Source organism: Streptomyces sp. NPDC058051 (genome assembly GCF_042885475.1).
In the GTDB taxonomy this organism is placed as follows: Bacteria; Actinomycetota; Actinomycetes; order Streptomycetales; family Streptomycetaceae; genus Streptomyces.
Window position 1 is genome coordinate 213,970 of the sequence record NZ_JBHVRW010000013.1, and the last position, 22,784, is coordinate 236,753.

General features: G+C 68.4%; 21 protein-coding genes and 1 CRISPR repeat array. Of the genes, 7 read left to right on the forward strand and 14 right to left on the reverse strand.

Translation table 11 applies throughout. The features are described from left to right. Nucleotides 1–12: 12 nt before the first annotated feature. From ACFVUT_RS22025 to ACFVUT_RS22050, 6 genes are all read right to left on the reverse strand, one after another. Complete coding sequence (locus tag ACFVUT_RS22025; protein WP_389658979.1) at nt 13–1,251, reverse strand: NAD(P)-binding domain-containing protein; 1,239 nt, start codon at nt 1,249–1,251, stop codon at nt 13–15. A 293-nt stretch (nt 1,252–1,544) separates the two neighbouring features. Continuing rightward, complete coding sequence (locus ACFVUT_RS22030) at nt 1,545–2,753, reverse strand: LLM class flavin-dependent oxidoreductase (protein WP_389658982.1); 1,209 nt, start codon at nt 2,751–2,753, stop codon at nt 1,545–1,547. After that, on the reverse strand, nt 2,750–3,778 hold the full coding sequence (locus ACFVUT_RS22035; RefSeq protein ID WP_389658985.1) for an ABC transporter substrate-binding protein: 1,029 nt from the start codon (nt 3,776–3,778) through the stop codon (nt 2,750–2,752). The genes ACFVUT_RS22030 and ACFVUT_RS22035 overlap by 4 nt, the downstream gene beginning before the upstream one ends. Nucleotides 3,779–3,850: 72 nt before the next feature. After that, nucleotides 3,851–4,621: an ABC transporter ATP-binding protein gene (locus ACFVUT_RS22040; protein WP_389658988.1), complete on the reverse strand. Its 771-nt coding sequence runs from the start codon at nt 4,619–4,621 to the stop codon at nt 3,851–3,853. Then, nucleotides 4,594–5,490, reverse strand: coding sequence for an ABC transporter permease (locus ACFVUT_RS22045; protein ID WP_389658991.1), 897 nt, complete (start codon nt 5,488–5,490; stop codon nt 4,594–4,596). The genes ACFVUT_RS22040 and ACFVUT_RS22045 overlap by 28 nt, the downstream gene beginning before the upstream one ends. 207 nt (nt 5,491–5,697) lie before the next feature. Beyond that, a complete protein-coding gene (locus ACFVUT_RS22050) occupies nt 5,698–5,781 on the reverse strand; it encodes a putative leader peptide (RefSeq protein ID WP_389659041.1) in 84 nt (27 codons plus the stop codon). Nucleotides 5,782–5,873: 92 nt separating this feature from the next. Here ACFVUT_RS22050 and ACFVUT_RS22055 point away from each other — a divergent pair, with 92 nt between their 5' ends. Both ACFVUT_RS22055 and ACFVUT_RS22060 read left to right on the forward strand, forming a co-directional pair. After that, the gene (locus ACFVUT_RS22055) at nt 5,874–6,296 is read left to right on the forward strand and encodes a secondary thiamine-phosphate synthase enzyme YjbQ (protein ID WP_389658994.1); all 423 of its coding nucleotides are present in this window, start codon (nt 5,874–5,876) and stop codon (nt 6,294–6,296) included. A gap of 75 nt (nt 6,297–6,371) precedes the next feature. Further along, the gene (locus ACFVUT_RS22060; protein ID WP_389658997.1) at nt 6,372–7,415 is read left to right on the forward strand and encodes a recombinase family protein; all 1,044 of its coding nucleotides are present in this window, start codon (nt 6,372–6,374) and stop codon (nt 7,413–7,415) included. Between the two features lie 1,222 nt (nt 7,416–8,637). Here ACFVUT_RS22060 and ACFVUT_RS22065 read toward each other — a convergent pair. After that, a complete protein-coding gene (locus ACFVUT_RS22065; RefSeq protein WP_389659000.1) occupies nt 8,638–9,126 on the reverse strand; it encodes a GNAT family N-acetyltransferase in 489 nt (162 codons plus the stop codon). A 186-nt stretch (nt 9,127–9,312) separates the two neighbouring features. On the opposite strand from ACFVUT_RS22065, the gene ACFVUT_RS22070 reads away from it, so the two are divergent. The 4 genes from ACFVUT_RS22070 to ACFVUT_RS22085 all read left to right on the forward strand — a co-directional run bounded on the left by ACFVUT_RS22070 (nt 9,313) and on the right by ACFVUT_RS22085 (nt 11,702). Next, on the forward strand, nt 9,313–10,080 hold the full coding sequence (locus ACFVUT_RS22070) for a transposase (protein WP_389659003.1): 768 nt from the start codon (nt 9,313–9,315) through the stop codon (nt 10,078–10,080). A gap of 97 nt (nt 10,081–10,177) precedes the next feature. Then, on the forward strand, nt 10,178–10,645 hold the full coding sequence (locus ACFVUT_RS22075) for a hypothetical protein (protein WP_389659007.1): 468 nt from the start codon (nt 10,178–10,180) through the stop codon (nt 10,643–10,645). A gap of 4 nt (nt 10,646–10,649) precedes the next feature. Continuing rightward, nucleotides 10,650–11,177 carry a winged helix-turn-helix domain-containing protein gene (locus ACFVUT_RS22080; RefSeq protein WP_389659043.1) on the forward strand — a complete coding sequence of 176 codons (528 nt, stop codon included), beginning with the start codon at nt 10,650–10,652 and terminating at the stop codon, nt 11,175–11,177. Nucleotides 11,178–11,384: 207 nt separating this feature from the next. Next, complete coding sequence (locus ACFVUT_RS22085) at nt 11,385–11,702, forward strand: transposase (protein ID WP_389659010.1); 318 nt, start codon at nt 11,385–11,387, stop codon at nt 11,700–11,702. A gap of 65 nt (nt 11,703–11,767) precedes the next feature. Here ACFVUT_RS22085 and ACFVUT_RS22090 read toward each other — a convergent pair whose 3' ends face one another. Further along, entirely contained in the window at nt 11,768–12,262 is a 495-nt protein-coding gene (locus ACFVUT_RS22090; RefSeq protein ID WP_358952448.1) for an ATP-binding protein, read from the reverse strand. 227 nt (nt 12,263–12,489) lie between these two features. Between ACFVUT_RS22090 and ACFVUT_RS22095 the strand changes: the two genes are divergently transcribed. Continuing rightward, entirely contained in the window at nt 12,490–12,645 is a 156-nt protein-coding gene (locus ACFVUT_RS22095) for a hypothetical protein (protein ID WP_389659013.1), read from the forward strand. A gap of 459 nt (nt 12,646–13,104) precedes the next feature. On the opposite strand, the gene cas3 is transcribed toward ACFVUT_RS22095, so the two are convergent. The 6 genes from cas3 to casA all read right to left on the reverse strand — a co-directional run bounded on the left by cas3 (nt 13,105) and on the right by casA (nt 20,924). Further along, nucleotides 13,105–15,858: a CRISPR-associated helicase Cas3' gene (cas3, locus tag ACFVUT_RS22100; RefSeq protein ID WP_389659016.1), complete on the reverse strand. Its 2,754-nt coding sequence runs from the start codon at nt 15,856–15,858 to the stop codon at nt 13,105–13,107. A 100-nt stretch (nt 15,859–15,958) separates the two neighbouring features. After that, entirely contained in the window at nt 15,959–16,621 is a 663-nt protein-coding gene (cas6e, locus tag ACFVUT_RS22105; RefSeq protein ID WP_389659020.1) for a type I-E CRISPR-associated protein Cas6/Cse3/CasE, read from the reverse strand. Further along, nucleotides 16,618–17,373: a type I-E CRISPR-associated protein Cas5/CasD gene (gene cas5e, locus ACFVUT_RS22110; RefSeq protein WP_389659023.1), complete on the reverse strand. Its 756-nt coding sequence runs from the start codon at nt 17,371–17,373 to the stop codon at nt 16,618–16,620. Before cas5e ends, cas6e begins: the two co-directional genes overlap by 4 nt. Nucleotides 17,374–17,432: 59 nt before the next feature. Then, nucleotides 17,433–18,692 carry a type I-E CRISPR-associated protein Cas7/Cse4/CasC gene (locus tag ACFVUT_RS22115; protein ID WP_389659026.1) on the reverse strand — a complete coding sequence of 420 codons (1,260 nt, stop codon included), beginning with the start codon at nt 18,690–18,692 and terminating at the stop codon, nt 17,433–17,435. Then, nucleotides 18,689–19,294, reverse strand: a complete 606-nt coding sequence (gene casB, locus ACFVUT_RS22120; RefSeq protein ID WP_389659029.1) for a type I-E CRISPR-associated protein Cse2/CasB — start codon at nt 19,292–19,294, stop codon at nt 18,689–18,691. Before casB ends, ACFVUT_RS22115 begins: the two co-directional genes overlap by 4 nt. Before the next feature lie 28 nt (nt 19,295–19,322). Continuing rightward, nucleotides 19,323–20,924, reverse strand: coding sequence for a type I-E CRISPR-associated protein Cse1/CasA (gene casA, locus ACFVUT_RS22125; RefSeq protein WP_389659032.1), 1,602 nt, complete (start codon nt 20,922–20,924; stop codon nt 19,323–19,325). Nucleotides 20,925–21,346: 422 nt separating this feature from the next. Further along, nucleotides 21,347–22,657: a CRISPR direct-repeat array (repeat unit 29 nt; unit sequence GTGCGCTCCGCGCGAGCGGAGGTGAACCG). Nucleotides 22,658–22,784 lie beyond the last annotated feature (127 nt).

Sequence of the window (22,784 nt, forward strand, 5' to 3'; positions counted from 1 at the left end):
CGTATGTTCTGTTCATGGGGTCATGCCAGGTATCGGAGATCGGGTCACGGCAGGAACCGGCTCAGGGGTCCACACCGGCTCCGGGATCCGCTCCGGCTCACGGGTCCTCTCCGGCTCGGGGGTCCACACCGGCTCAGGGATCCGCTCCGGCTCGGGGGTCCGCTCCGGCTCGGGCGTGTCCAGCAGCCGGGTGATCGCACGCACTGCGGACCGCCCCGCCCGGTTGGCGCCGATCGTGCTGGCGGACGGCCCGTATCCGACGAGATGGATGCGCTCGTCCCGTACTGACTGTGTGTCCTCCACCTGGATGCCGCCGCCCGGCTCGCGCAGCTTCAGCGGCGCGAGATGATCGATGGCGGCCCGGAACCCCGTCGCCCAGAGGATCACATCCGCGTCGACCGTCCGGCCGTCATCCCATGCCACGCCGCCCGGCGTGATCCGGTCGAACATCGGCAACCGGTCGAGCACGCCCTCTTCGCGGGCGCGCCGGATCGCGTCGTTGAGCGGGAGTCCGGTCACACTCACCACGCTCTGCGGCGGCAGCCCGCGCCGCACCCGCTCCTCCACCAGTGCCACGGCGGCGCGCCCCTCTTCCGCGCCGAACGGTCCCTCACGGAAGACGGGCGGCCGGCGCGTGACCCAGTACGTCTCGGCCGCCACCTGGGCGATCTCCATCAGATGTTGCGTGCCGGAGGCGCCGCCGCCGACCACCACCACGCGCTGTCCGGCGAACTCGGTGGGCCCCGGATAGTTCGCGGTGTGCAGCTGCCGCCCTCGGAAGGTCTCCTGGCCCGGACAGCGGGGCCAGAACGGCCGGTCCCAGGTGCCGGTGGCGTTGATCAGGGCGCGGGTGGCGTACGTCCCCTCCGACGTCTCGACGAGCAGCCGTCCGCCGTCTCCCTCGCGCACGGCACTCACCTCGACCGGCCGGTGAACGCGCAGGTCGAAGGTGCGCTCGTAGGTGGCGAAGTACGCGCTGATCACCTCGGACGAGGGGCGGCTGTCGTCGGCTCCGGTGAGTTCCATGCCCGGCAGCGCGTGCATGCCGTGGACCTTGCCGTACGTCAGCGAGGGCCAGCGGAACTGCCAGGCGCCGCCGGGGTGCGGGGCGTGATCGAGCACGACGAAGTCGCGGTCGGGTTCCAGTCCGGCGCGTCGCAGGTGGTAGGCGCCGGACAGTCCTGCCTGTCCGGCGCCTATGACGACGACATCGACTGTGCGTACTGCCGCGACCACCCCGAAGTTGTTCACGCTTCTACCAACTTCTCGGGGGCCGGGGATCTTCCCGCGCCCCGGCATGGTTCCCTCACATCGGCCGACGGCCCGACCGCCGGACCGGTGCGGCGACGCACGGCCGACCGCCCGACCGCCCGACCGCCCGACCGACCGCCCGACCGCTGCGGCGACGCACGGCCGACGCCGGACCGGCGCAGGGTGACCACCGGCCGACCGCCGGGCACGGCTCGCGGGTCACTGGGCTCACGACCCCAGTGCTTACGACCCCAGGGGCTTACGGCCCCACTCGGCTCACCGCACCACTCGGCTCACCGACCGCCGGCGATCAAGAGAGGTGCCCCGCCCGGCGCGGAGGCCGGTCGGCCGTTCGCCGCAGGCACCTTGAGCAGCGGCGACGCCGGTACGGTGGTCAGCAGACCACGCGCCGCCAGCTCGGGCGTCACGCCCTCGCCGAACCAGTACGCCTCCTCCAGATGCGGATAACCGGACAGCACGAAGTGCTCCACGCCCAGGGAGTGGTACTCCTCGATCCGGTCGGCGACCTCGGCGTGACTGCCGACCAGCGCGGTGCCCGCACCGCCCCGTACCAGACCGACACCGGCCCACAGGTTCGGCGCGATCTCCAGCTTGTCGCGTGAGCCGCCGTGCAGGGCCAGCATGCGCTGCTGCCCGACCGACTCGCTCCGCCCCAACGCCTGCTGAGCGGCGGCGACCGTCTCGGGGTCGAGATCGTCCAGCAAGCGGTCCGCCGTCGCCCACGCCTCCCGCGACGAGTCGCGGGAAATGGTGTGCAGCCGGATGCCGAAGCGGACCGTACGGCCCTCTTCCTCTGCCAGGCCGCGGATCCAGTCGATCTTCTCCTTGACCGCGGCCGGCGGTTCGCCCCAGGTCAGATAGACATCGGCATGAGCGGCGGCCACCGGACCGGCCGCTGCCGACGACCCGCCGAAGAAGATGTCGGGCAGCGGGTCCGGCGGCAGCGCGGTCAGCCCGCCCTCCACCTGGTAGTGCTCACCGTCGAAGTCGTAGGGCCGCCCGCTCCACGCGCCGCGCACCACCGAGAGGAATTCGGCGGTCCGCGCATAGCGCCGGTCGTGGTCGAGATGGTCGCCGAAGCGCCGCTGCTCCGTGGCATCGCCGCCCGTCACCACATTGAGCAGCAACCGTCCCCGGGTGATCCGCTGATACGTCGCCGCCATCTGCGCGGCGAGCACCGGTGAGATCGCCCCCGGCCGGAACGCCACGAGGAACTTCAGGCGTTCGGTGTGCTGCGCCAGCGCCACTGTCGTCAGCCAGGCATCCTCGCACCAGGTCCCGGTGGGTGTCAGCACGGCCTCGAACCCCAGCTGCTCGGCGGCCTTCGCGATCTGCGCCAGATACTCGATGTCGGGTGCGCGCACCCCGCTCACCGGAGTGATCCGGCTCCGCTTGATCCCGCCGTCGGTGTAGGCGTGCCGGTCGACGAGCGTACGTCCGTCACCGCCCGTGGGCAGGAACCAATGCAGATGAACATTCATGACGAGGCCTTTCCGTACGAACGGGGAGTGGTGGAGGACGGGGGCAGATCACGGTTGAAGCGGGCGTCGACGTAGTCCTTGAAGGCGAAGCGCCGCGGAACGAGCTTCAGATCGGCGAAGGTGTCGGCGATCGCCTGCTCGGACGCGACCGCGGCAGTGTCGACGGCAACGGGCACCCGGGTTCCGTGGCTGCGCTCGACCGAGTCCAGGGCGACCTCGTACGGCAGCCCGGTCTCCTTCGCCCAGACCTTCGCCCACGCCTCCGGGTGCTCGAAGACCCAGCTCTGCGCACGCTCCAGACGGCGCAGCAGGTCACCGATGGCCCGGGACTTCTTGTCGTCCTTCAGCGCGGAGGGCGAGGCCACCTGGAAGCTGAGGCCGTTCACCACGCCCTCACCGGTGGTCAGTACCCGGGCGTTCGTGGTGCGGAGCACCTGCGAGGTGTACGGATCCCAGATGGCCCAGGCATCGACCTTGCCCCGGCTGAAGGCGGCCAGGGCGTCGGCGGGCTGGAGGTACTTCAGCTTCACGTCCGAGATGCCGAGTCCCGCCTTCTTCAGCGAGGCCACCAGCTGGTAGTGGGCCGAACTGCCCTGCGCCACCGCGATCGACCGGCCCTTGAGCTGTGCCGGACTCCGCAGCGGCGAATCCTTCGGGACCACGATCGCCTCACCGGCGGACGAGCCGTGACTGGCCCCCACCACGACGATCTTGGAGTCGGACCCCGCGGCGAAGACCGGCGGAGTGTTGCCGACACCCCCGATGTCCACAGCTTCGGCGTTGATCGCTTCGAGCAGGGGCGGGCCCGAGGTGAAGGTCGACCAGGTGATCCGGTAGTCGAGGTCGTCCAGTTCACCGGAGGCACGCAGGATCGCTTCGTAGCCTCCCTTCTGGTCGCCGACACGGAGGACGACACCACTCTTCCCGTCGGTGTTGTCCGCGGTGGAGGCGGACGTGGCTCCGCCGCAGGCGGCCAGCAGCAGGGTGAGGGGGAGGAGCAGGGCCGGCAGGGTTCGGCTTCTCATCGGCTTCTCTCTTCTCGGGGCGCGCGGGGACTCCCGTGCGCCGCCGGAGGTCGGTGATCGGCGGGTCGCTGTTCAGGCGGTTTCGGCGGGTGCGGCGGCGGTATCGACGCCCAGCTCCGACAACAACCGGGAACGCAGTGCGGCGAACTCGGGACTGCCCACCGCGCGCGGCCGGTCCAGGGCGACGGGCGTCTCGTACGCGATCGCACCGTCCCGCATGACCAGCGCACGGTCGGCCAGCAGCAGCGCCTCGTCCACGTCGTGCGTGACCAGCAGCACGGCGCAGCCACGCCGCTGCCAGAGCTCGGCCACCAGCTGCTGGGCCCTGATCCGGGTCAACGCGTCGAGCGCGCCGAACGGTTCGTCGAGCAGCAGCAGATCGGGCTCCCGCACCAGCGCCCGAGCCAGAGACGCGCGCTGTGCCTCACCACCGGAGAGCGTCCTGGGCCAGGCCCCCGACCGTTCCCGCAGCCCGACCTCCGCCAACGCGCGTTCGGCGACCGCCCGTTCCGGCTTTCCCGGCAGTCCCAGCAGCACATTGCGCCAGACCCTCTTCCACGGCATCAGCCGGGGTGCCTGAAAGGCGACGGCACGCCGCTTCGGGACGAGCACGGTGCCCTCGATCTCCCGGTCCAGCCCGGCCAGCACCCGCAGCAGGGTCGACTTGCCGCAGCCGCTGCGTCCGAGGAGGGCGGTGAACTCCCCGGCGCGCAGCGTGAGATCGAGCCCGTCGATGACGGCGCGTCCGTCGAAGGAACGGGTCAGCCCCTCGACCCGCACGGCGGGCCCGGGCCGGTCGGCCGGTGCGGGGGAGTTCACTTTCCCGTGAAGGTCGGTCGCCATTGCAGCAGCAGCCTTTCGAGTAGGCGGACGACGGCATCGGCGGCGAGGCCGAGGCAGGCATAGACGACCAGGCAGACGACGATGACGTCGGTGCGGAAGAACTCCCGGGCCTGATTCATCAGGAAACCGATCCCGGCATCGGCGTTGACGGACTCACCGAAGACCAGCGCCAGCCACGCGGTGGCGAGCGAATAGCGCAGCCCCGTCATCGCTCCTGGGAGCGCACCCGGCAGCACCACATGCCTGATCAGTCCCCAACGGCCGAGCCCCAACGATTCGCCTGCCTCGATGAGATGGGCGTCGACCCCGCGAATGCCCGCATACACATTGAGATACAGATGAAAGGCCACACCGAGCGCGATGAGCGCCACCTTCGGTGCCTCACCGATCCCGAACCAGATGATGAACAGGGGGATCAGCCCGACCCAGGGAACGGTGCGCAGCATCTGCACGCTCGCGTCCACGAGATCCTCGCCGAGCCGTGAGAGCCCGGAGACCAGCGCGAGCGCCGTGCCGACGACACCCCCGACGACCAGCCCCACGGCCACCCGCCGCAACGAGATCCCCATCGCCGACGGCAGCGTCCCGTCCGCGATCAGATCCGCGGCGGCACGGGCGATGGTGCCGGGTGACGCGAGTACGTCGGGGTGCAGAACCCCGGTGGCGCTGAGCACCTGCCACAGCACGAGAAGCAGCAGCGGCCCGAAGGTCCGGCGGATCCCACGGGGCACCGCGCGCAGGAGCGCACCCCGGGCGGAGGCGCGGACGACCGGCTCCAGATCGAGCGACGGGCTCCTGGACGAAAGCGATTCCTCACCGGCGGATTCCGGCGATGTATCCGGTGGAGAGAGGGCATGGCCGATGGTCATGAGGGCTCCACGAGCAGTCCACGGACAGGGGAGGAGCACCTCGACCCCGGTCGCGGGTGACGCCGTGCCGCTGCTACGGCGCGGGGGTCACGACACGCGGTCGACGAGGTGGAGGGCACCGGGGCGCGTACGTGCAGACACGTACGGCGGCGGGTGAAGACGGGCGAAGTGCCCGCTCACCGGCGGAAGCGATGTGCGGAAAAGACGTCAGCAGCCGCGACAACACGCGGCGGAAGCCACCCGCAGCAGGTCGATGTGACCGCGCGTAGTGAGCAGAGCTGAACGCACCATGGTGCCGAACGTAGTCAGCCGCGGCCGACACGGTCAATGGTGTCTCGGCACGTGGACGGGCGATCTCGGCAGAGGGGCGGGAGGATGGGTACATGCCCCCTGCCTTCACCACCAGCGTCCTGCACATCACCACCGGATCGGCGGAGACGGTCACCGACCTGACGCGTGACTGCGCGCAGTTCCTCGCCCGGACCGCAGCCGCCCGGGACGGCCTGCTCAACGTCTTCGTCCCGCACGCGACCGCCGGTATCGCCCTCCTCGAAACCGGATCGGGCAGCGACGAGGACCTTTTGGCCGCCCTCCACACCCTGCTTCCCTCCGACGACCGCTGGCAGCACCGCCACGGCAGCCCCGGACACGGCCGCGACCACGTACTCCCCGCCCTCGTCCCGCCGCACGCGACACTGCCGGTGATCGGGGGGCGGCTGGAACTGGGGACGTGGCAGTCGGTGTGTCTGGTCGATACGAACATCGATAATACGGACCGTCAGGTGCGGTTGAGCTTCCTGGGCTGACCAAGATCGCTCCCAGGTGTTGTGCCGCCGCTTCTCCGTACCATGCGTGCGCGAGCGGAGAGAGTCTCGCGCGGTATGGCCCCACATGCGATCGAGCGTCCCTACGACGGATGTGGCAAATGCCTGCTCGGAGTGCGGCGACTGTCGCGCGTGAAGCTGGCGACTTCGTCCCCTGAGCGCCAGCGGGAGAATGTGCTTGCTGCTGCCGCGTCCGTGGGCGCGCACATCATTGGCTGGGCAGACGACTGGGAAGTCTCGGGCGCCACTGACCCCGTGTCCCGCCCGAAGCTGGGTTCCTGGCTCCGTGACGAGAAGGGCCCCTATGACGGTCTCGTCGCGGCCGCCGTAGATCGGCTGGGGCGCAACGTCGTCGACTGCCTGAACACTGGATACAAGATGCGGGACGAGAAGAAGATGCTCGTCACGTACGGACACGACGGTCCGTGGGAGCTGGACGACTCGGCAGACGAGAACCGGTTCACCATGGAAGCCTGGGGCGCGCAGATGGAACTGCGCGCGATCCAGCGCCGCAACCGCGACGCCACGGTCAAGATCAGGGCAGCAGGCCGGCCGAAGGGCAAGCCGTCCTACGGCTTCCAGTACGTGTGGAAGGTCATGGGGGGCAAGGTCGACCACGTCGAGCCGCACCCGCCCGGGCAGTGCCACGCCCGGCTCTACACCCAGACGTCAAAGGACGCGCCTCCGCGCTACACCTGCACCACCCGGAACAAGGGGTCGCTACAGTCCCAGAACTGCCGTCCCTCGCCACTGATCCAGGCCCACCTCCTCGACTCCTACGTCGAGGAATGGTTTCTTCGCAAGCTAGGCGATGGCCTGAGCTTCGAGACGGTGCACGACCCCGGAGACGGGATACCCGAGCGCATCGCCGAGACGCGGGCCAACCGTGTGCGGCTTCGAGCCGACCGAGAGGCTGGGCTGTACGACTCCTCGGATGACGCCTCTTGGTTCCGTGAGCGCTACGCGGCCCTGGGCCGTGAACTTGCCGCGCTTGAGACCGAGCCTCAGCAACACCAGGCATGGTCCGGCGGCCGACGGGTGAGACCGTCGCGGACCGCTGGTTCCGCGCACCGGATGTACAGGCCCGGAAAGAGATCCTGATTGATTTCGGTGTCCGGGTGACTCTCTTCCCTGCCAAGGCACCTGTGCGTTGGGTGCCCGGGTTCATGCACGGGCCCGAACAGACCCGACGGACATGCTGTAACGGAGGGCTCGAGTGGGTGGTCCGCTGAAGAAAAGATCATCTACTCGATCGAGCCTCACTATCCCAGATATTCGGCGCGGCCAAGCCGGACGCCAGAGGGAGGGTGGAGAGCAAGATTCTGACAAGAAGAGAGAGATTGAAGTGAATTGGATCGATGAGCAGGAAAGTGCAGTCCCGATGGCGGAGCTCCTCATCGATCGAACAGCCTCCGGTGCGACGTGGACACTCATTTCTCGCGACAGCCTGATCGACGAAGCCATCGCCAAAACCCTGCCTTCGCAGAGGTGTGATGGACCTGCGGGGCGGGAAGGGGTCGCGTGAACCCTCCTTGAAGATGAGATCGCGATACGAATAGGGGATCCCGGTTCCGCATCCAATGGTCTGGCATCCCTGAAGGGCCAGTCAGAACGGTGCGGTTGCCGTAAAAGCGCGAACCCGGAGCACAGTGAGAAGTTTGGGTGCCTCTGCGGATGCCACTCCGGAACGCTCTGCCGAGAGGGAATCGCTCGGTCGAAGAATGGCATAGCTGGAGCGCTACGGTTCAAGTGCTCGCCGCACCCAAGGCTGGCCCACCTCTCACGCGGTCTGGCTCCTGGGGGTGCTTTCTCTCCCTTTGGGACCTGACGCAATGCGACGAGTGGAAGGCCGGTCGAAGCGCAGCTCAACCTTCACCACCGGGGGCTGATAAGGACACGGTCGGGAACCGAAGTAGCTATGGTTCAACCGCTAGTTCGGTTGGCGGGGCCGAATATCCTGCGTAATTCGTACGAGTTGATACTGAACTTGATTGAGTGATGTCGGGGCATTTGCCTGACGGTGCGTAGGGCTGGTCGGTAATTGTGGTTTGTGAGATACGCGCAGGGCGGCGGCTTGAACGACGTGAAGAGGGCTGCTAAGGGCTGTCCCGTAAAAGATCGTTGGGGTCAGTGGTGGGCTATCTCGTGACCGCTCGGGCTGCGTCGCCACGCCCCGCACACTCTCACCGTCGGGCGAGCCGCCCCACAGGCTCCGGTTGGGTCCATCGAGCACGCACGTGCCTTGGCCTGCACGTGCCTTGGCATGCACGTGCAGGGCGAAGGACGACGCGTCCGCTGACAGATCCCGCGAAGGTGACTGAGGCTACGTGAGTTCCTTCCGCATCAACGTGCACATCGTTTCGTAGCGGCGCAACGATCCATCAGGGGCTTGCTCGTCCCACGAGTCCGGCTGACGGTCGTACGCGACGTAACCCAGCCTTTCGTATAGCGCACGTGCCCGGGGGTTGCTTTCCTCCACACCGAGCTCGGCCTGCCGCAGACCGCGGTTCCTGATCCGCAGTTCTGCGGCTTCAACAAGGAACGTGCCGATCCCGCACGACTGTAATGCGGGGTGGACTGCCAGCTGCCACAAAGTGCCGACACCCTCCTTGGCCTGGTAGTCGACGCCGCCCTTCGCCACAGGGATGTCCATTGCAGGGCAGACCGCAAGGTAGTCGACCTCGCCGATCCGGGCACGTTCCAACTGCTTTGCGACGCCGGCCAGGTGGCGGTCAGACCCTGCCCACCCGCACGACGCCAGGTCCGCATGCACCAAATCACGGGCTGACAGCTTCAACACAACGTTGATCATCTTCAGTACCTCCGGCGAGCCAGCATCCATGCCGATCGCACAGGGCGCAAAGCAGTCTCCACTACCCACACTCCTGGCTCACGGGCCACCGCTGCTCAAGCAATCAGGCGAACGCTGCTACTGAAAGCGAACGAAGCCAGCCGCGAGAAGCCACCGCGAATGGCCAGCAGTTGAGATGATCTCGCTGTGTCTGGTGTGATCACGGCGTCGGAGCCGTCCTGGATAGCCCCGTTCACCGGGATGAGCCCACGATGCTTCGGGAAGTTGGTGACCGCGCTGCGCCGCGAGGGTGCGGACGCGGTGCGTAAGGGGCGGCCGTGGGGGCTGCCGCTGGGGGACCGGGTACTGCTGGTCGCGGCGTACTGGCGGACGAACTTGACGATGCGCCAGATAGCCCCGCTCTTCGGAGTCTCGAAGTCGGCGGCCGACCGGATCATCGACCAACTTGGCCCGCTCCTCGCGCTCCAGCCCAGGCGTCGCTTCGGGAAAGACACGGTACTCATCGTGGACGGCACCCTGGTCCCCACCCGCGACCACACGATCGCCGAACAGTCCAAGAACTACAGGTACTCCACCAACCACCAGGTCGTCATCGATGCCGACACCCGTCTGATCGTCGTGGTCGGCCAGCCCCTGCCCGGTAACCGCAACGACTGCAGGGCGTGGGAGGAATCCGGGGCCAAGACCGCTGTCGGGAAGACCGTGACGATCGCCGACGGCGGCTATCCGGGAACCGGCCTGGTGATGCCGCACCGCCGCCGGGCCGGTGAGGAACTCCCCGACTGGAAGCAGGAACACAACCGCTCGCACAAGCAGATCCGGGCTCGCGTCGAGCACGCCTTCGCCCGCATGAAGACCTGGAAGATCCTCCGCGACTGCCGCCTCAAGGGCGACGGTGTCCACCACGCCATGCTCGGCATCGCCCGCCTGCACAACCTCACCCTCACTGGATAGACGAGCAAACTGCGCAACGACTGACCATGTTCGCAGCGACTCAAAGATCGACTGAGAGGCGGCACTTAAAGATCGACAGCGTGGAACGATAGCTACCATGTCTGGTCAAGTTTGGGTGTCACTCATATCGTTGGGCGGCGTCGCGCTCGGTGGCGCGCTGTCCTTCCTCGTCCAGTTTGCAACGCAGCGGTCGGCTGAGCGGACGGAGCAGCGGCGGCAGCAGACCGAGTTGTCGGAGGCCCGGCGTGCGGAGCGGCTTACGCTGCTGGAGCGGTTCGTCGAGGTGGGGGCCGAGGCGGAGCGTGCGGCCTTCAGTCGGCCGCACGAGTGGGACGACATGACCCCTTGGTTCCTCACGACCCGAGACTCCATGAACAGACTCTGGGTCGTGGAACGGCTGATCCGTATCCAGTTTCCGCTGCCCGTGCACGACGCGGCACGCAAGTACTTCCTCGACCTCAACCGGACCGTGTGGGAAGGCTTGCCCGACGGTGAGAGCGTGCGCGACTACCTGGAGGACAACAGACTGGCCTTTCTCGACGCGGCCCGAGCTGTCATGGGATAGCACGCTGCGGGCCTCGAAGGTCTTTTACGGGACAGCCCTTAGGGAGCGGGTTCGGCTGGAGGCAGTCGGTCTCTTCGAGGGCGGTGCGAAGAACAGGGAGATCGTGGTCGCGCTTCGGGTGAGCGAACGGTCGGTGGAGCGCTGGCGTCGGCAGTGGCGGGAGCGGGGCCGGGAGGGGGTCCGGTCGAAGGGCTCGCCTGGGCGTCCGAGGCTGTCGAGTTGCCAGATGGCCAGGCTGGAGCGGGAGTTGGAGCGTGGTCCGCTCGCCCATGGCTGGGCGGTCCAGCGGTGGACGTTGGCCCGGGTGAAGACGTTGATCGGACGGTTGTTCCACGTCAGCTACACAGTGGAGGGGACGTGGCGGCTACTCAAACGCCATGGCTGGTCCTGGCAGCAGCCGGCTCGGCGGGCGATCGAACGTGACGACGAGGCAGTGGAGTTATGGAAGAAGGAGGTGTGGCCACAGGTAAAAGCACGGCGGCGGCCCGCGGTGCCTGGATCGTCTTCGAGGACGAGGCCAGCCAGTCGCTGAAACCGCCACGCGCAAGGTCCTGGGGCCGCGTCGGCCAGACGCCCGTCGTCCGCGTCCGGGGCCGGGGCTCCGGACGGGTCTCGATGGCGGGGAAGGACCTGCTTCCGTTCCGGAGAGCGGTCGCGGCTGATCTACAGCTTCCACGTCCACCGGGGCCGCAAAGGCGAGCCCAAGGGCTTCACCTGGCAGGACTTTCGCGACCTCATCGTGCGGGCCCACAACCAGCTCACAGGCCCCATCGTCCTGGTCTGGAACAACCTGCGCACCCACCTCATGCCGCAGATGAAGGACTTCATCGCCGCGAACGAGGACTGGCTGACCGTCTTCCACTTCCCTTCCTACGCAACCGACCTCAACCCGCAGGACGGCATCTGGTCACTGGTGAAACGGACCATCGGCAACCTTGCCGCCGCGAACCTCGACCAGCTCGCCACCGCCGTGAAGCGTAGCCTCAGGAAGATCCAGTACCGGCCGCACCTCATCGACGGATGCCTTGCCGGCGCCGACCTGGCGCTGGACACCTGATCTGGCCTGGCTATCGACCGGGACGGACCTGTGTGACCGGCAGCCTTCTCAGCCCGGGAGCTTTGTCAGGCTGAGGTTGGAAGTACCGGGGGTTCTTCACCCTCACCCGCAGGGGCTTCAGAGTGCTCGGCGATCCAGGCCAGCGTCTCTGGCGAAATCACGCCATGTTCTTGTTCGTTGTTCCGCTTGGCCAGTCTCCGCAACAACTCATCGTGATCAGCCTGGAAGTGGACGAGCCGCCACCTGGCGCCATACTCCGTGACCAGCTGCTTGTAGTCGTCCCTGACCGCACGGGTGCCCAGGCCGTGATCCAGCACTACCGAACGGCCTTCCCGTAGGAGTGCGACGAGCTGTCGCCGAACGTCCTCGATCACGGGAGCCTGAAGCGCGAGGTGTTCGTACTCGGCGTGGTCCTTGCCGATCCGTCCATGCCGGGCTGTCATTTGTTCATCCACTGACAGACGGACGACACCGCCTCGTGCCAACGCCTTCGCGAAGGTGGTCTTACCTGAGCCGGGCATGCCGGTAAGTAGCCATACGACTGGCTGAGGATCACTCACCCGCCTGACCCTAGCGGTCCCGGCGCCGTGCAACGAACCGGATTCCGATCGCCTGGGAACACGATTCATCATCGCGCAAGGCATGCGGAGCACGATGAGCTGTATGCCCGACAACACCCGATCAAGTTCAGTAGCATGAAGCCTACGAGCTCGTAACGCGATCACCCGTGGAGTTCGGTCTGTCGTGCCCATCGGAGATCCGACGGGCACGCGGGATACGGATGATCATGCGTGTCGCCTTCGACCCTCAAGCCATCCAGTTCTCGTCCTTCTGCCGGCTGATGACCGCCGTGGTCGTGCCCCTGCCGATCGCGTGGGTCTCCACCGTCGCCGCCGACGGCACTGCCAACCTTGCCCCTGCGAGGTTCCACGGGAAGCGATGACGGATCGTCGACGTTAGTGCAGGTCAGAGGGTGTGGCAACGGCTGGGGCGCTTGGGAGGGGTCACTCTCGCTGCCGCTGCGAGGGGTGTTGATGAGGTGACACGGTTGCGTGCCAGGGGACACCTGTCTCTCGGGCGGTCTGGCTGCGCTCGCGTGGAGAGAACTTCGGGCCCGGCTTCCACGTCTCCGTGAACGGCGGCTCACCTCCGCTCGCGCGGAGAGGACCCGAACGTCTGGGCCCGTCCACCAGTCCACCGCCGGCTCACCTCCGCTCGCGGAGAGGACCCGGGCATGTGCGTGACGGTGAACCCCAGCTGCGGCTCACCTCCGCTCGCGCGGAGAGGATGGCTGGCTGGTGGTCTTCGCATGGCCCAAGCACGGTTTACCTCTGCTTGCGCTGAGAGTTCGTGGTTCGGCTTCGGTCCTGTTGTCAAGGTGCAGTGTCGTGCGGAGTGTCTGTTAGTCGCGTACGAGGCCGTCGAGGGTGTGGAGGTGGATGGTCCTGCCGTTGAGTCCGTAAGGCTGTGTGCCTGTGCGGGTGGTGCGTTGGGGCAGGAGGAGGACGTCTCGCAGGGCGCCGATGTTTCTCCAGCTGGTTGGGGTGTCGGTGTCGGGGTGGCGTCCTTGGAGCCAGCGTTGGTCGATTTGGATGGTGCGGGACATCAGGTTGCGGATGGTTTTGGTGTCGGCGGGGCTGATGTGGGTGGGAAGGGGTTGGTGGCGTGCTTTGCGATCGAGCCAGATTCGACTGTCGGTGTCGGTCCAGACGGGGAGGATGCGGGTGGTGTCCGCGCCGAGTCGGGTGGCGATGAGGTCTTGGTTGTCGATGGTGGTGAGGGGGCGGAGGTCGCGGATGGGGCGGGTGGGGGTGGGGATGGTGGCGGTGTCGGCGGTGGCGCGCTGGGCTTGTTCGGTGGCTTGGTCGTTGGCAGCGGGGGTGGTGGTCCAGTCGATGGTGTAGACGTGGTCGACGAGGTGTTGGACGTCTGCGGGGATGGCGCAGATGCCGCGGTGGAGGGTCTGGAGGGCTGTGACGGTGCGGTCGAGGAGGGTTTCGCTGTAGACGGTGCCCCATTGGCGTGGTGGGAGGTTCCCGGTGGGGATGAGGACGGTCATGGCAGGGGTGGGGGCCCATGTGGGGCGGTGTGCGCGGGGGTGGCGGTGGCAGCGGCCGGCTCGTTGGAGGAGGAGGGCGATGGGGGCGAGGTCGGTGATGACGTGGTCGAAGTCGACGTCGAGGGATTGTTCGATGACCTGGGTGGCGACGACGATGACCGGTCGGGTGGGGCGGCGGCCGCGGGCGGGGATGTAGGTGCCGGAGGCGGTGGTGTGGGCGGCGCGGGGTTTGCCTGCCCAGTTTTCGATGCGACGTGTGATGCCTTGGCGTTGGCTTGCCGGCATTCGGGCGTGGAGTAGTTGAACGAGTGGGGCGCCGGGGCCGGTCCATGAAGTCCGCAGGTGGCGGGCGGTGGCTTGGGCGTCGGCGACGGTGTTGCAGACGATCGCTGCGCAGCCGTGGCTTTCGTCGATCATGGGCTGGAGGGTGCGGGTGATGGTGGCGAGGCGGCTGTCGGAGGTGGTCGGGTCGGCTTGGTGGTGGACGTGGTGGAGGTTGACGGCCAGGCGGCGGGCGCGGGTGGTTGCGAGGGTGTCGCTGGTGGTGACGGTGCCGGTTTGGGCGTCGATGTGGGTCCAGCCTGGGTAGGTGGGGGCGATGGTGACGAGGGTGGTGTGTCCGGCGCCGGTGCGGTAGGCGGTGGCGAGGCGGGTGGCGATGGTGCCGGTGAGGGTGGCGGACAGCAGGATCACGGGGGTTCGGGTGTGGCCCAGCCATTCCAGGAAGCGTTCGGTGACACGGTGTCCGTAGGCGTCGTAGGCGTGGGCCTCGTCGATGATGATGGTCTTGCCGGTGAGGCCTAGCCAGCGCATGGCGTTGTGGCGGAGGGGGAATGCGGCCAGGGCTGCGGTGTCCCAGGTGCCGACGGCCGCGCCGGCGAGGAGTCCGCAGTGGCGTCCTCTGAGCCACTCCCCGGCGAAGAAGGGGGCGTCGGTGAGGATGCGGTCGGTGTCGGCGTTGTAAGTGGCGTTGAGCCAGGCCATGGAGTGCAGCAGGGTGACCGGCATGGGGATGTCGGCGCTCTGGGCGACGTGTTCGCAGATGCGTGTGTGCATGGCGTCGGTGGTGGCCATGGTCGGCAGGAACACGCCGAGCCCTTCGGTGCCCGACGCGCGACCGAGGATGTGTGCGGCGAACAGCGCTGTTTCCGTCTTGCCGTCGCCCGTGGGGGCGGTGATGACGACGAGGCCGGGACCGTTGACGTGTTGGGGAAGGTGCCGGGCGAGGTCGGTCTGGAGGGGATGGGGGTGGGTGATGAACGGGAACATCGCGGTGAACGAGTCGGCCGGCTTCCAGACCGGGGCTGCCAGTTGGGCGTCGGAGAGGGCCTTCGGTGCGGCATTCCGGGCGCGCCGCGCGTGTGCTTGCCAGTCCTGGGGGTTGGGGGAGTGCTCGCGTTCCTGGTGGCGGGAGCGGACCCAGGAGATGCGGGAGGCGAGCCAGTCGGCGAGGACGATCAGTCCCGTGGCGATGAGGCAGGTTCCCGCGGGGGCGAACCGGGTGGGGGGTTCGGGGCTGGCGCACAGGGTGTGCATGGTGTTCAGGTGGGCTGCCCGTTGCTCGTTCCAGCCCTCCTCCCCGACGCGGGGTTCCTGGTCGTGGGGGCTGGCCAGGGTATGAGCGTCGAGGGCGTCGCCGTAGGTGCCGTGGTGGCCGCCGAGGATCTGCCCGATCTGGTGGGCGATCGAGCGCAGGGGGCGGCCGTCGGTCGGGTAGCCCGCTTGTGCGAGCAGCGCGGGTACGGTCAGGTGGGAGACGCGTTCGTGGCGGATAGAGGTGCTGTCGTCCGGCATGGAGTAGGCGGGGTCTGCGCGGAGGCCGGCTGCTGCCAGCTGGGCTTGGTGGGTGAAGGCCGGGCAGATTTTGCCCAGGTCGTGGAGCCCGGCCCAGAACATGAGCAGGTGCCGTGCGTGTGACTCGCGGATCCCCCAGCCGGTGGCGATGAGGTGGCGTTGGCCGGCGGTGAGGTAGTTGTCCCACAGCTCGCGGACGATCATCGCCGTGTCGATCAGGTGGCAGATGACGGGGTAGGGCCCCAGGTCTTCGAGCCCGTGGAACTTGGCCCACAGCCGGTCATCGATAGGGTGTCGCATCATCAGGGCTCTCCGGCCGAGGCATAGCGGTCTTGTGGTGGACGGAACGTCGGGCTGCGTGGATCCGCGGTTGCCTGGACTCTGGCCCGACGTCGCTCTGGACTCAGGTGCGGTGCGGTGCGATGGAGAGCAGCCCGACGCCGAAGGCGCGCCCTTGGCCGATGCCGGTGGTGATGGCCTGGCGCAGGGCGCCTGTGTTGGTGACGGTGGCGATGCCGTCGAATCGTGTGACGGCCAGGTGGGCGCGCTTCTTCTCGCCGCGAGTGGCGAGGACGGGGGGCTGGGGGGTGTCGAGGACGAGGTGGGGGGTGAGGCCGGCGTCTGCGGCTTTGCGCTCCCACCAGGTGAGAGCGGCCTCTCCGGTCAGTGGGACGCGGCGTCCCCGTCGGCCGCGGACGAACTCGGCCTTGAGGGGATTGGCGTCGATTCGGTAGCGGACGGTTCTGCCGGGCGTCGCCCAGTCGAGGAGCAGAGTGAGCTCGCGGTAGTCGATGCCGTCGGCCATGTAGTTGGCGGGGAGGGCGTTGCGGTTGACGGTGATGCCGGTCGATTGGACGAGGAGACTTGCGCCGTTGTGCTCGCGTTCGAGGCGGTACAGCACGTTGTGGATGGTGCGGGGACTGTCGCCGCCCTGGTCGGGGAAGAGGGCGCTGACACGGCGGTGGAGGGCGGTGTGGTCGCGCAGGTCGTGGTGGACGTCGCGCGAACGGGGGTTGAGGGTGATGCGCGCCAGGTGGACGGTGGAGGTCGGGGGCGGGGTGGTCATGAGGTCTCCGGGAGGGCGGTGGGCTGCGCGTAGGTGGTGAGGGCGGTGATCCAGGGGGTGCCGCGGCCGGCACAGAGGCTGGCGGGGAGGGTGCGCCGGGATTCCCAGAGGTCGCGGGTGGTGAAGGTGCGGCCGGGTGCGGGGACGTCGCGGACGGTATTGGTCGCCGGGAGGCCGGGGGAGGGCGGGGTGTCGTGGACGAAGGTGATGCCGATCGTGGTGGCGTGATGCGGAGGGTCTGCATGCAGGGGCGCGCGGTCGAGTTCGGCGACCGGGTCGTCGAGATCGGTGCGAAGGAGGAGCGGGCTGTCTGGGGGGCAGGAGCGGCGGCCGAGGTAGGGCGCGAACACCGGCTCGGTGAGGGCGTGTGCGGCGAGCGCGGTGACGTGGGTGGGGCCCGAGACGGCGACGGTGAACGCGGCGTCGGCCAGGTACCAGCGTTCGGTCAGCATGGTCCCTTCGCCGTCCTTCTTGCGTGTGCCGGCGGCGGTGGGTGGTGTGAGTTCGCTGGGGTAGCCGCCGCCGATGGTGTGGAAGTCCATCTCGCGGTGTCCGGGGCGGTCGACGCGGATGACGTAGCGGAGTTCGGCGAGGTCGCTGTTGTCGTGGTCGCGGGGGCGCCCGAGGGCGGAGGCGAGCAGGCCGGTGAGGGCCGACCTGGTGGGTGCGGTGTGGGTGGGCCTGATTTTGAAGTCTGCCGGACCGCCCCAGCTTTGATGGACGGCGGAGAGGTGCATGAGAAAGCCGGTCACGGGTCCTCCTTGGTGGGATGGACGGGGTGGTCTCCGCGGGCGCGGAGCGGCCCGCTGGTTCAGTTGGTGTGCTTGGCTACGCTGTGCAGGGTGCGGGCGATCAGGTCGTCGAAGGCGTTGACACGGTCGCCGAGGGCGGTGAACTCGGTGTCGCTGAGGGTGACGTGGGCGTGGTCGGCGATCCGGCTGGTGCCGAGCATGCGGGCGTGGGCGGCCGCGTGGGCATTGAGGGCGTCGAGGGAGGCGGGAACGTAGCCGTTGGCGGTGGCGGGGACGGGCGTCTCGAACGCACCGGCGAGGTTGATGGGCCGGTCGGTGCGGACGGCGATGTGGATGAGGTGGGGGACGGTGTGGGGTGCGGTGCCGGATGCCTTGGCGGGCATGATCGCGAGGGGGAAGGCCCGCAGGAACGCGTCGATCACCTGCTGGGCGGTGTTGGTGTCGTCGTCGAGGTTGCCGATGAGTTCGCGGACGTTGAGGGTGGCGTAGCGGTAGAAGGTGGCGGAGGTGAACCGCTGATCGCCCATGTGGCCCGCCCCCGTTTCCTGCCGGGCCTCGTGGAGCAGGTCGTCGACCGCTGAGAAGAAGTCGATCTGGCTCGGCCCCGAGTGAGTGGCGATGCTGTGGGCCATCTGCACGGCTCCGGACACGGCGGATCCGGCCTCGTTGGCCAGCATGCGCCCGAAAGCGGCGATCGAGGCGTTGCGCTGGCGCAGAACCTCCAGGACGGACACCTGGAGCGTCTTGCGGTCCGTGGCGGGGATCTTCTTGTACGCCGCGGCGAGGGGCCCGGTCTCGGCGGCCTCCTCTTCTGCTTCGTCCTCGAAGCCGACGTCGGACTCGTCGTTCTCGGGCGAGCTTTCGTCCTTCGCCGCGGCCTGGGCGATGGCCTTGGCCGCGGCGGACGCGGCCTTCGTGAGCGCGTCGCGGTGGGCTTCCGCGATCTCGGCCAGCGAGTCGAACGCGCTCTCCGGGAGGAAGAGCAGGGCGTTGGTGCCTCCGCCGTCCGACAGGCCGAGCCCCTTGACGCCCGCGGCGAGGATGAGCATCTGCGCGGCGGCGAGGGCGGTGGCCTTGTCCCAGCCCGACTCGTGCAGGCGGCCGGCGACGGCGCCGGGGGTACCGCGGGTACGGCGGGCGCGCTCTCCCAGGGCCTCTTCCATGTGGGTTCTGCTGTGGCGGCGGCCGTGCTGGGAGGACAGCCGGGGGCGTGACACCCCGCCGTAGGTCCCGGTCTTGGGGGCGCCCTGCCGGTCGCGGTTGAGATTGCTGTAGGGGGCGGAATGGATGATGTGGACGTCGATGTACAGCGGGGTCACTTGTTGGTCTCCTTCGGGCGGGCGGGCATGGTGTAGGCGCGGGCCCAGTCGATACGGACGTCCGGGGCCCAGCGCTGGTAGCGGATGAGGTCACGCAGCAGGACCGGCCACTTGACCGGGACTCTGTTTGAGCGCAGCAGGCTGATGGTGGAGGGGAGTTCGGCGATCAGCGTGTCGTGGTCGAGCTCGCACAGATGGGAGAGAAGCCCAGTGGCCGTTTCGCGGCGCATGCCGGTCCCCGCGGCTCTGGCGAGGGACCAGCCGAGGTTCTCCCATTGCTTCGCCGGGACGGGCTGCCGGACGGTGAGCGGTTTGTCGCCGGCGCGGGGGTTGGGAGCGTCGTGGACGGCGTACAGCGCAGCGGCCATCAGGAACGGGAGTTCGGCCTGGCGCTGGGCGTGGTGCGGGGTGTCCTTGCGGACGGGGATGCCGCCTGCGGGCATGAGGTGCATGTACAGGGGCCAGGGATTGTCGAGGTTGTCGGCGAGGCCCTGGCGGAGGGTCGCGCGGCCCTCGGGTGAGGCGCAGGCGCGGCGCACGGTTGCCATGAACCGCTCGTAGGTGGCCAGGCCGTTGCCGTCGGGCGGTGATTCCGTTGTCACAGACGGGTTCCTTCTCGTGGTTGCGGGGTCATTTGCTCCGCTTTCCGCGCCGGGCCTTGGGATGGGTGAGGCTTGCGCGGGCGGTGGCGATGGGGACCAGGCCGGCGGAGGTGGCGGCGTCTGCGCGGGTCGCGTCGTCGTACAAAGCGATGGCGAGTGAACGGAGTTCGGGCTCGGTGCCGTTGGTGATGGCCTGCCAGAAGAGAGCGTCGGTACGGTCCCAGTAGGCGGCGATCGTGTGGTGGGTCCACGGGCATTCCGAGCGCGGGTCGGGGCTCATCGCGTTCCACGCGGACCGGAGCGCGGCGGCCAGGTCCTTCGCGGTGTCCTCGGCGGTCTTACGGGCGGCAGCGACCAGGGCGGCATTCCCGGGGTGGCGGCCGGACGTGAACGCGGCGACCGGCACCGGCGTGATCTGCTCGAACCAGAGCTTCTCCCTCTCCTGCTTGTCCTGGTGGCAGGCAAGGGCCCGGGCCCGGACAGGGCCGATCCGGGCGAGCGCCTCCACAGGAAGGGTGTCCAGCAGCCGGATCCACGCCGGCGGAGTCGTGGCGGACTTCGTGGTGTCACCGGGGCGCCGGATGTGAATCAGCGACTCGAAATCCCTGACGAGGGAACGGGCGTGGTGAGCGCGAACGGGACCACCGACGACCCGGTTGACCAGGAACGGGTCCTCTGCCGCCGTGATGGCCGCTGCCGCGGCCTCGACGGCCTTCCTCGCCCCGGCATCCTTGAACGCGCTGGGCACCGGGGTGCGCCACGCCGTCCAGACACGGGTGACCTGGCCGGTGACGGGATCGGCGCTGGTGAGCGTCGCGTGCGCGGCCCGGTTGATGAGCCGGGACACGGGTCCGGTGGGAAGTTCAGGCCGGAACGGGTCGGGAAGGTCCTCCTGCTCCCACTCGGGCAGATCGGCCCCGGTGACAGGCACGTCAGCGGGGTGCGGTGCCGACAGCAGGAGGTTGATGAACTCGTTCCCGGCCTCAGGGTGCCAGGAGATGACGGACCGAAGCGGTGCGGCTGCCATGGACTTGTGCTCGACGCCGTTGTGGGTGCGGTTCGCCCCGAGCCCGCACGGCCCGTACAGCCGCCACACGAGGATCCACCAGAACGCCTCCCGCGGGGGGACCGGCACCTCCTGTGGAGTCCGGTCCATCCAGGGCTGGTTGTTCCCCGAGGCCCGGGTCATGACGAGTTTTGCGGGCGGCGCCGGCCCCCCGCACTCCTCGGCGAGACGCGGGTCTTGGAGGAACGGCCGGTCACGATCATCCAGCTCGAACCGGTGCCCCCACCGGGCGGAGTACTCAGCCACGGTGGCCGGGTCAAGGCGCCCCTGAGCGAGGAGTTCGTCCCAGCGGTCCTCCCACGCGTCGGGATCCGCGACGCCGAGGCCGCTCACGCGGATGAACAGGACCACGAGAAGGCGGCGTAAGCAAGAAGAGACCGCCACGTTCGCGACGTCGAGTGTCCCCAGGTGCCCCGCGGTAAGCGCGTCGCCCAGCGAGGTCAGGCTCGTTGAGCCCGGATTCGCGGCAGGAAGCGCGCCTGGCGCCAACCGTTTCAGTTCTTGAGGGTCGGCGTCGAGGTGCCACTTGAACGGCACACAAGGCGACGTCAGCACATTCACCACAGGGAGCAGCTCCAGCCGGGATCACGAGACATTGAAGTGAGAGGCAGCGCAGGTAACTGCCCTTTAAATTGGTGTATTTGCCAGCTTTTCGCCCGCCGACGGCAACAACATAGAGTGAGGCGAGAAGAGCTCGCAACCGACTCTCTGAACTGTCAGTGGCGGCCTGTAGAGTCGCTCGCGGAGGCGCCACGGGCCCCTTGCGGCCTTGGGTCAAATCCAGCCAAGGGCCAGCTGTTCTTGCTTGGTTCGGCGTGGCGATAATGCAGCCGGTGGGTCGGTATGTGTGATCCGCAACCTCCAATCTCACGGCAGGATCGAAGGCAGGCAGTACACTCGGCTCGCGATGATGGCAGGGCGATTCATGCACTTTTGCTTACTGCAAAGAGACGGTAAAGCTGTTTCTTAGCGGCAGGTCAAAAAGGGTGCGCTCCGCGCGAGCGGAGGTGAACCGGAGCCGGTCGTTCAGGTCCGCGAGCTGCTGTGGTGCGCTCCGCGCGAGCGGAGGTGAACCGCTCTCTTACTTCCTCCTGACGCCGCTCGGTGCGTGCGCTCCGCGCGAGCGGAGGTGAACCGCGCTCCCTGCGCTGGGTCGAGGAACTGGAGGGGTGCGCTCCGCGCGAGCGGAGGTGAACCCTGCGCGGGCGGTCGTTGGCGCCCAGGTGCCACGTGCGCTCCGCGCGAGCGGAGGTGAACCGCACGGCCAGGGCGATGGCGATGGCGACGGCAAGTGCGCTCCGCGCGAGCGGAGGTGAACCGGTGACGGCCGCAAACGACGACGGCGTCCCAGTGTGCGCTCCGCGCGAGCGGAGGTGAACCGATCGCCGAAACGGCACACGGACTGAACGTGTCGTGCGCTCCGCGCGAGCGGAGGTGAACCGTATCAGCGTCACCTACGCTGCCGAGACCATCGGTGCGCTCCGCGCGAGCGGAGGTGAACCGTGGGGTACGGCACGTTCGAGCGGACGACGACCGTGCGCTCCGCGCGAGCGGAGGTGAACCGGCCGCGCCCGTGGCGGTGAGCGCCTGATGACCGTGCGCTCCGCGCGAGCGGAGGTGAACCGGGTGTGGTCGGGGTGCCGTCGGGCCGCGATGCGTGCGCTCCGCGCGAGCGGAGGTGAACCGCAATGAGTGATGTTGAGGATTTGGGCCGCGTCGTGCGCTCCGCGCGAGCGGAGGTGAACCGCAGGCAGCGCCGAATCATATGGTCACCTGAAGGTGCGCTCCGCGCGAGCGGAGGTGAACCGGAGGCGGGAATCGATCACATCCATCCGCACCAGGTGCGCTCCGCGCGAGCGGAGGTGAACCGGTCCCGCCGGTCCTCGGCGTGTTCGTGCACCTGTGCGCTCCGCGCGAGCGGAGGTGAACCGCCCGGCGTCGTCTACGACAACGCCGACGGCATGTGCGCTCCGCGCGAGCGGAGGTGAACCGTGGTCGAGCGGCGCCGGGGAGACCGTGAAAATGTGCGCTCCGCGCGAGCGGAGGTGAACCACAGCACCCGGCGACGGAGGAGCAAGCCGAGGAGTGCGCTCCGCGCGAGCGGAGGTGAACCGAAGGTGGCGAGCGCAAGGACGAGTAGGTGCATGTGCGCTCCGCGCGAGCGGAGGTGAACCGACTTCTGGCTCAACCAGGCCATGCGCAAGGTAGTGCGCTCCGCGCGAGCGGAGGTGAACCGCGCATCAACGAACTCCAGGCCCAGTTGAGCAAGTGCGCTCCGCGCGAGCGGAGGTGAACCGTACGAGGGAATGCACGTGACCAGTCCAGCGGGTCAGCGCGAGAGGTCGGCGTTGGCCGGCACCAGCGACGTGGACTCTCCGCGCCCGCGCCCGCGCCCGCGCCCGCGCCCGCGCCCGCGCCCGCGCC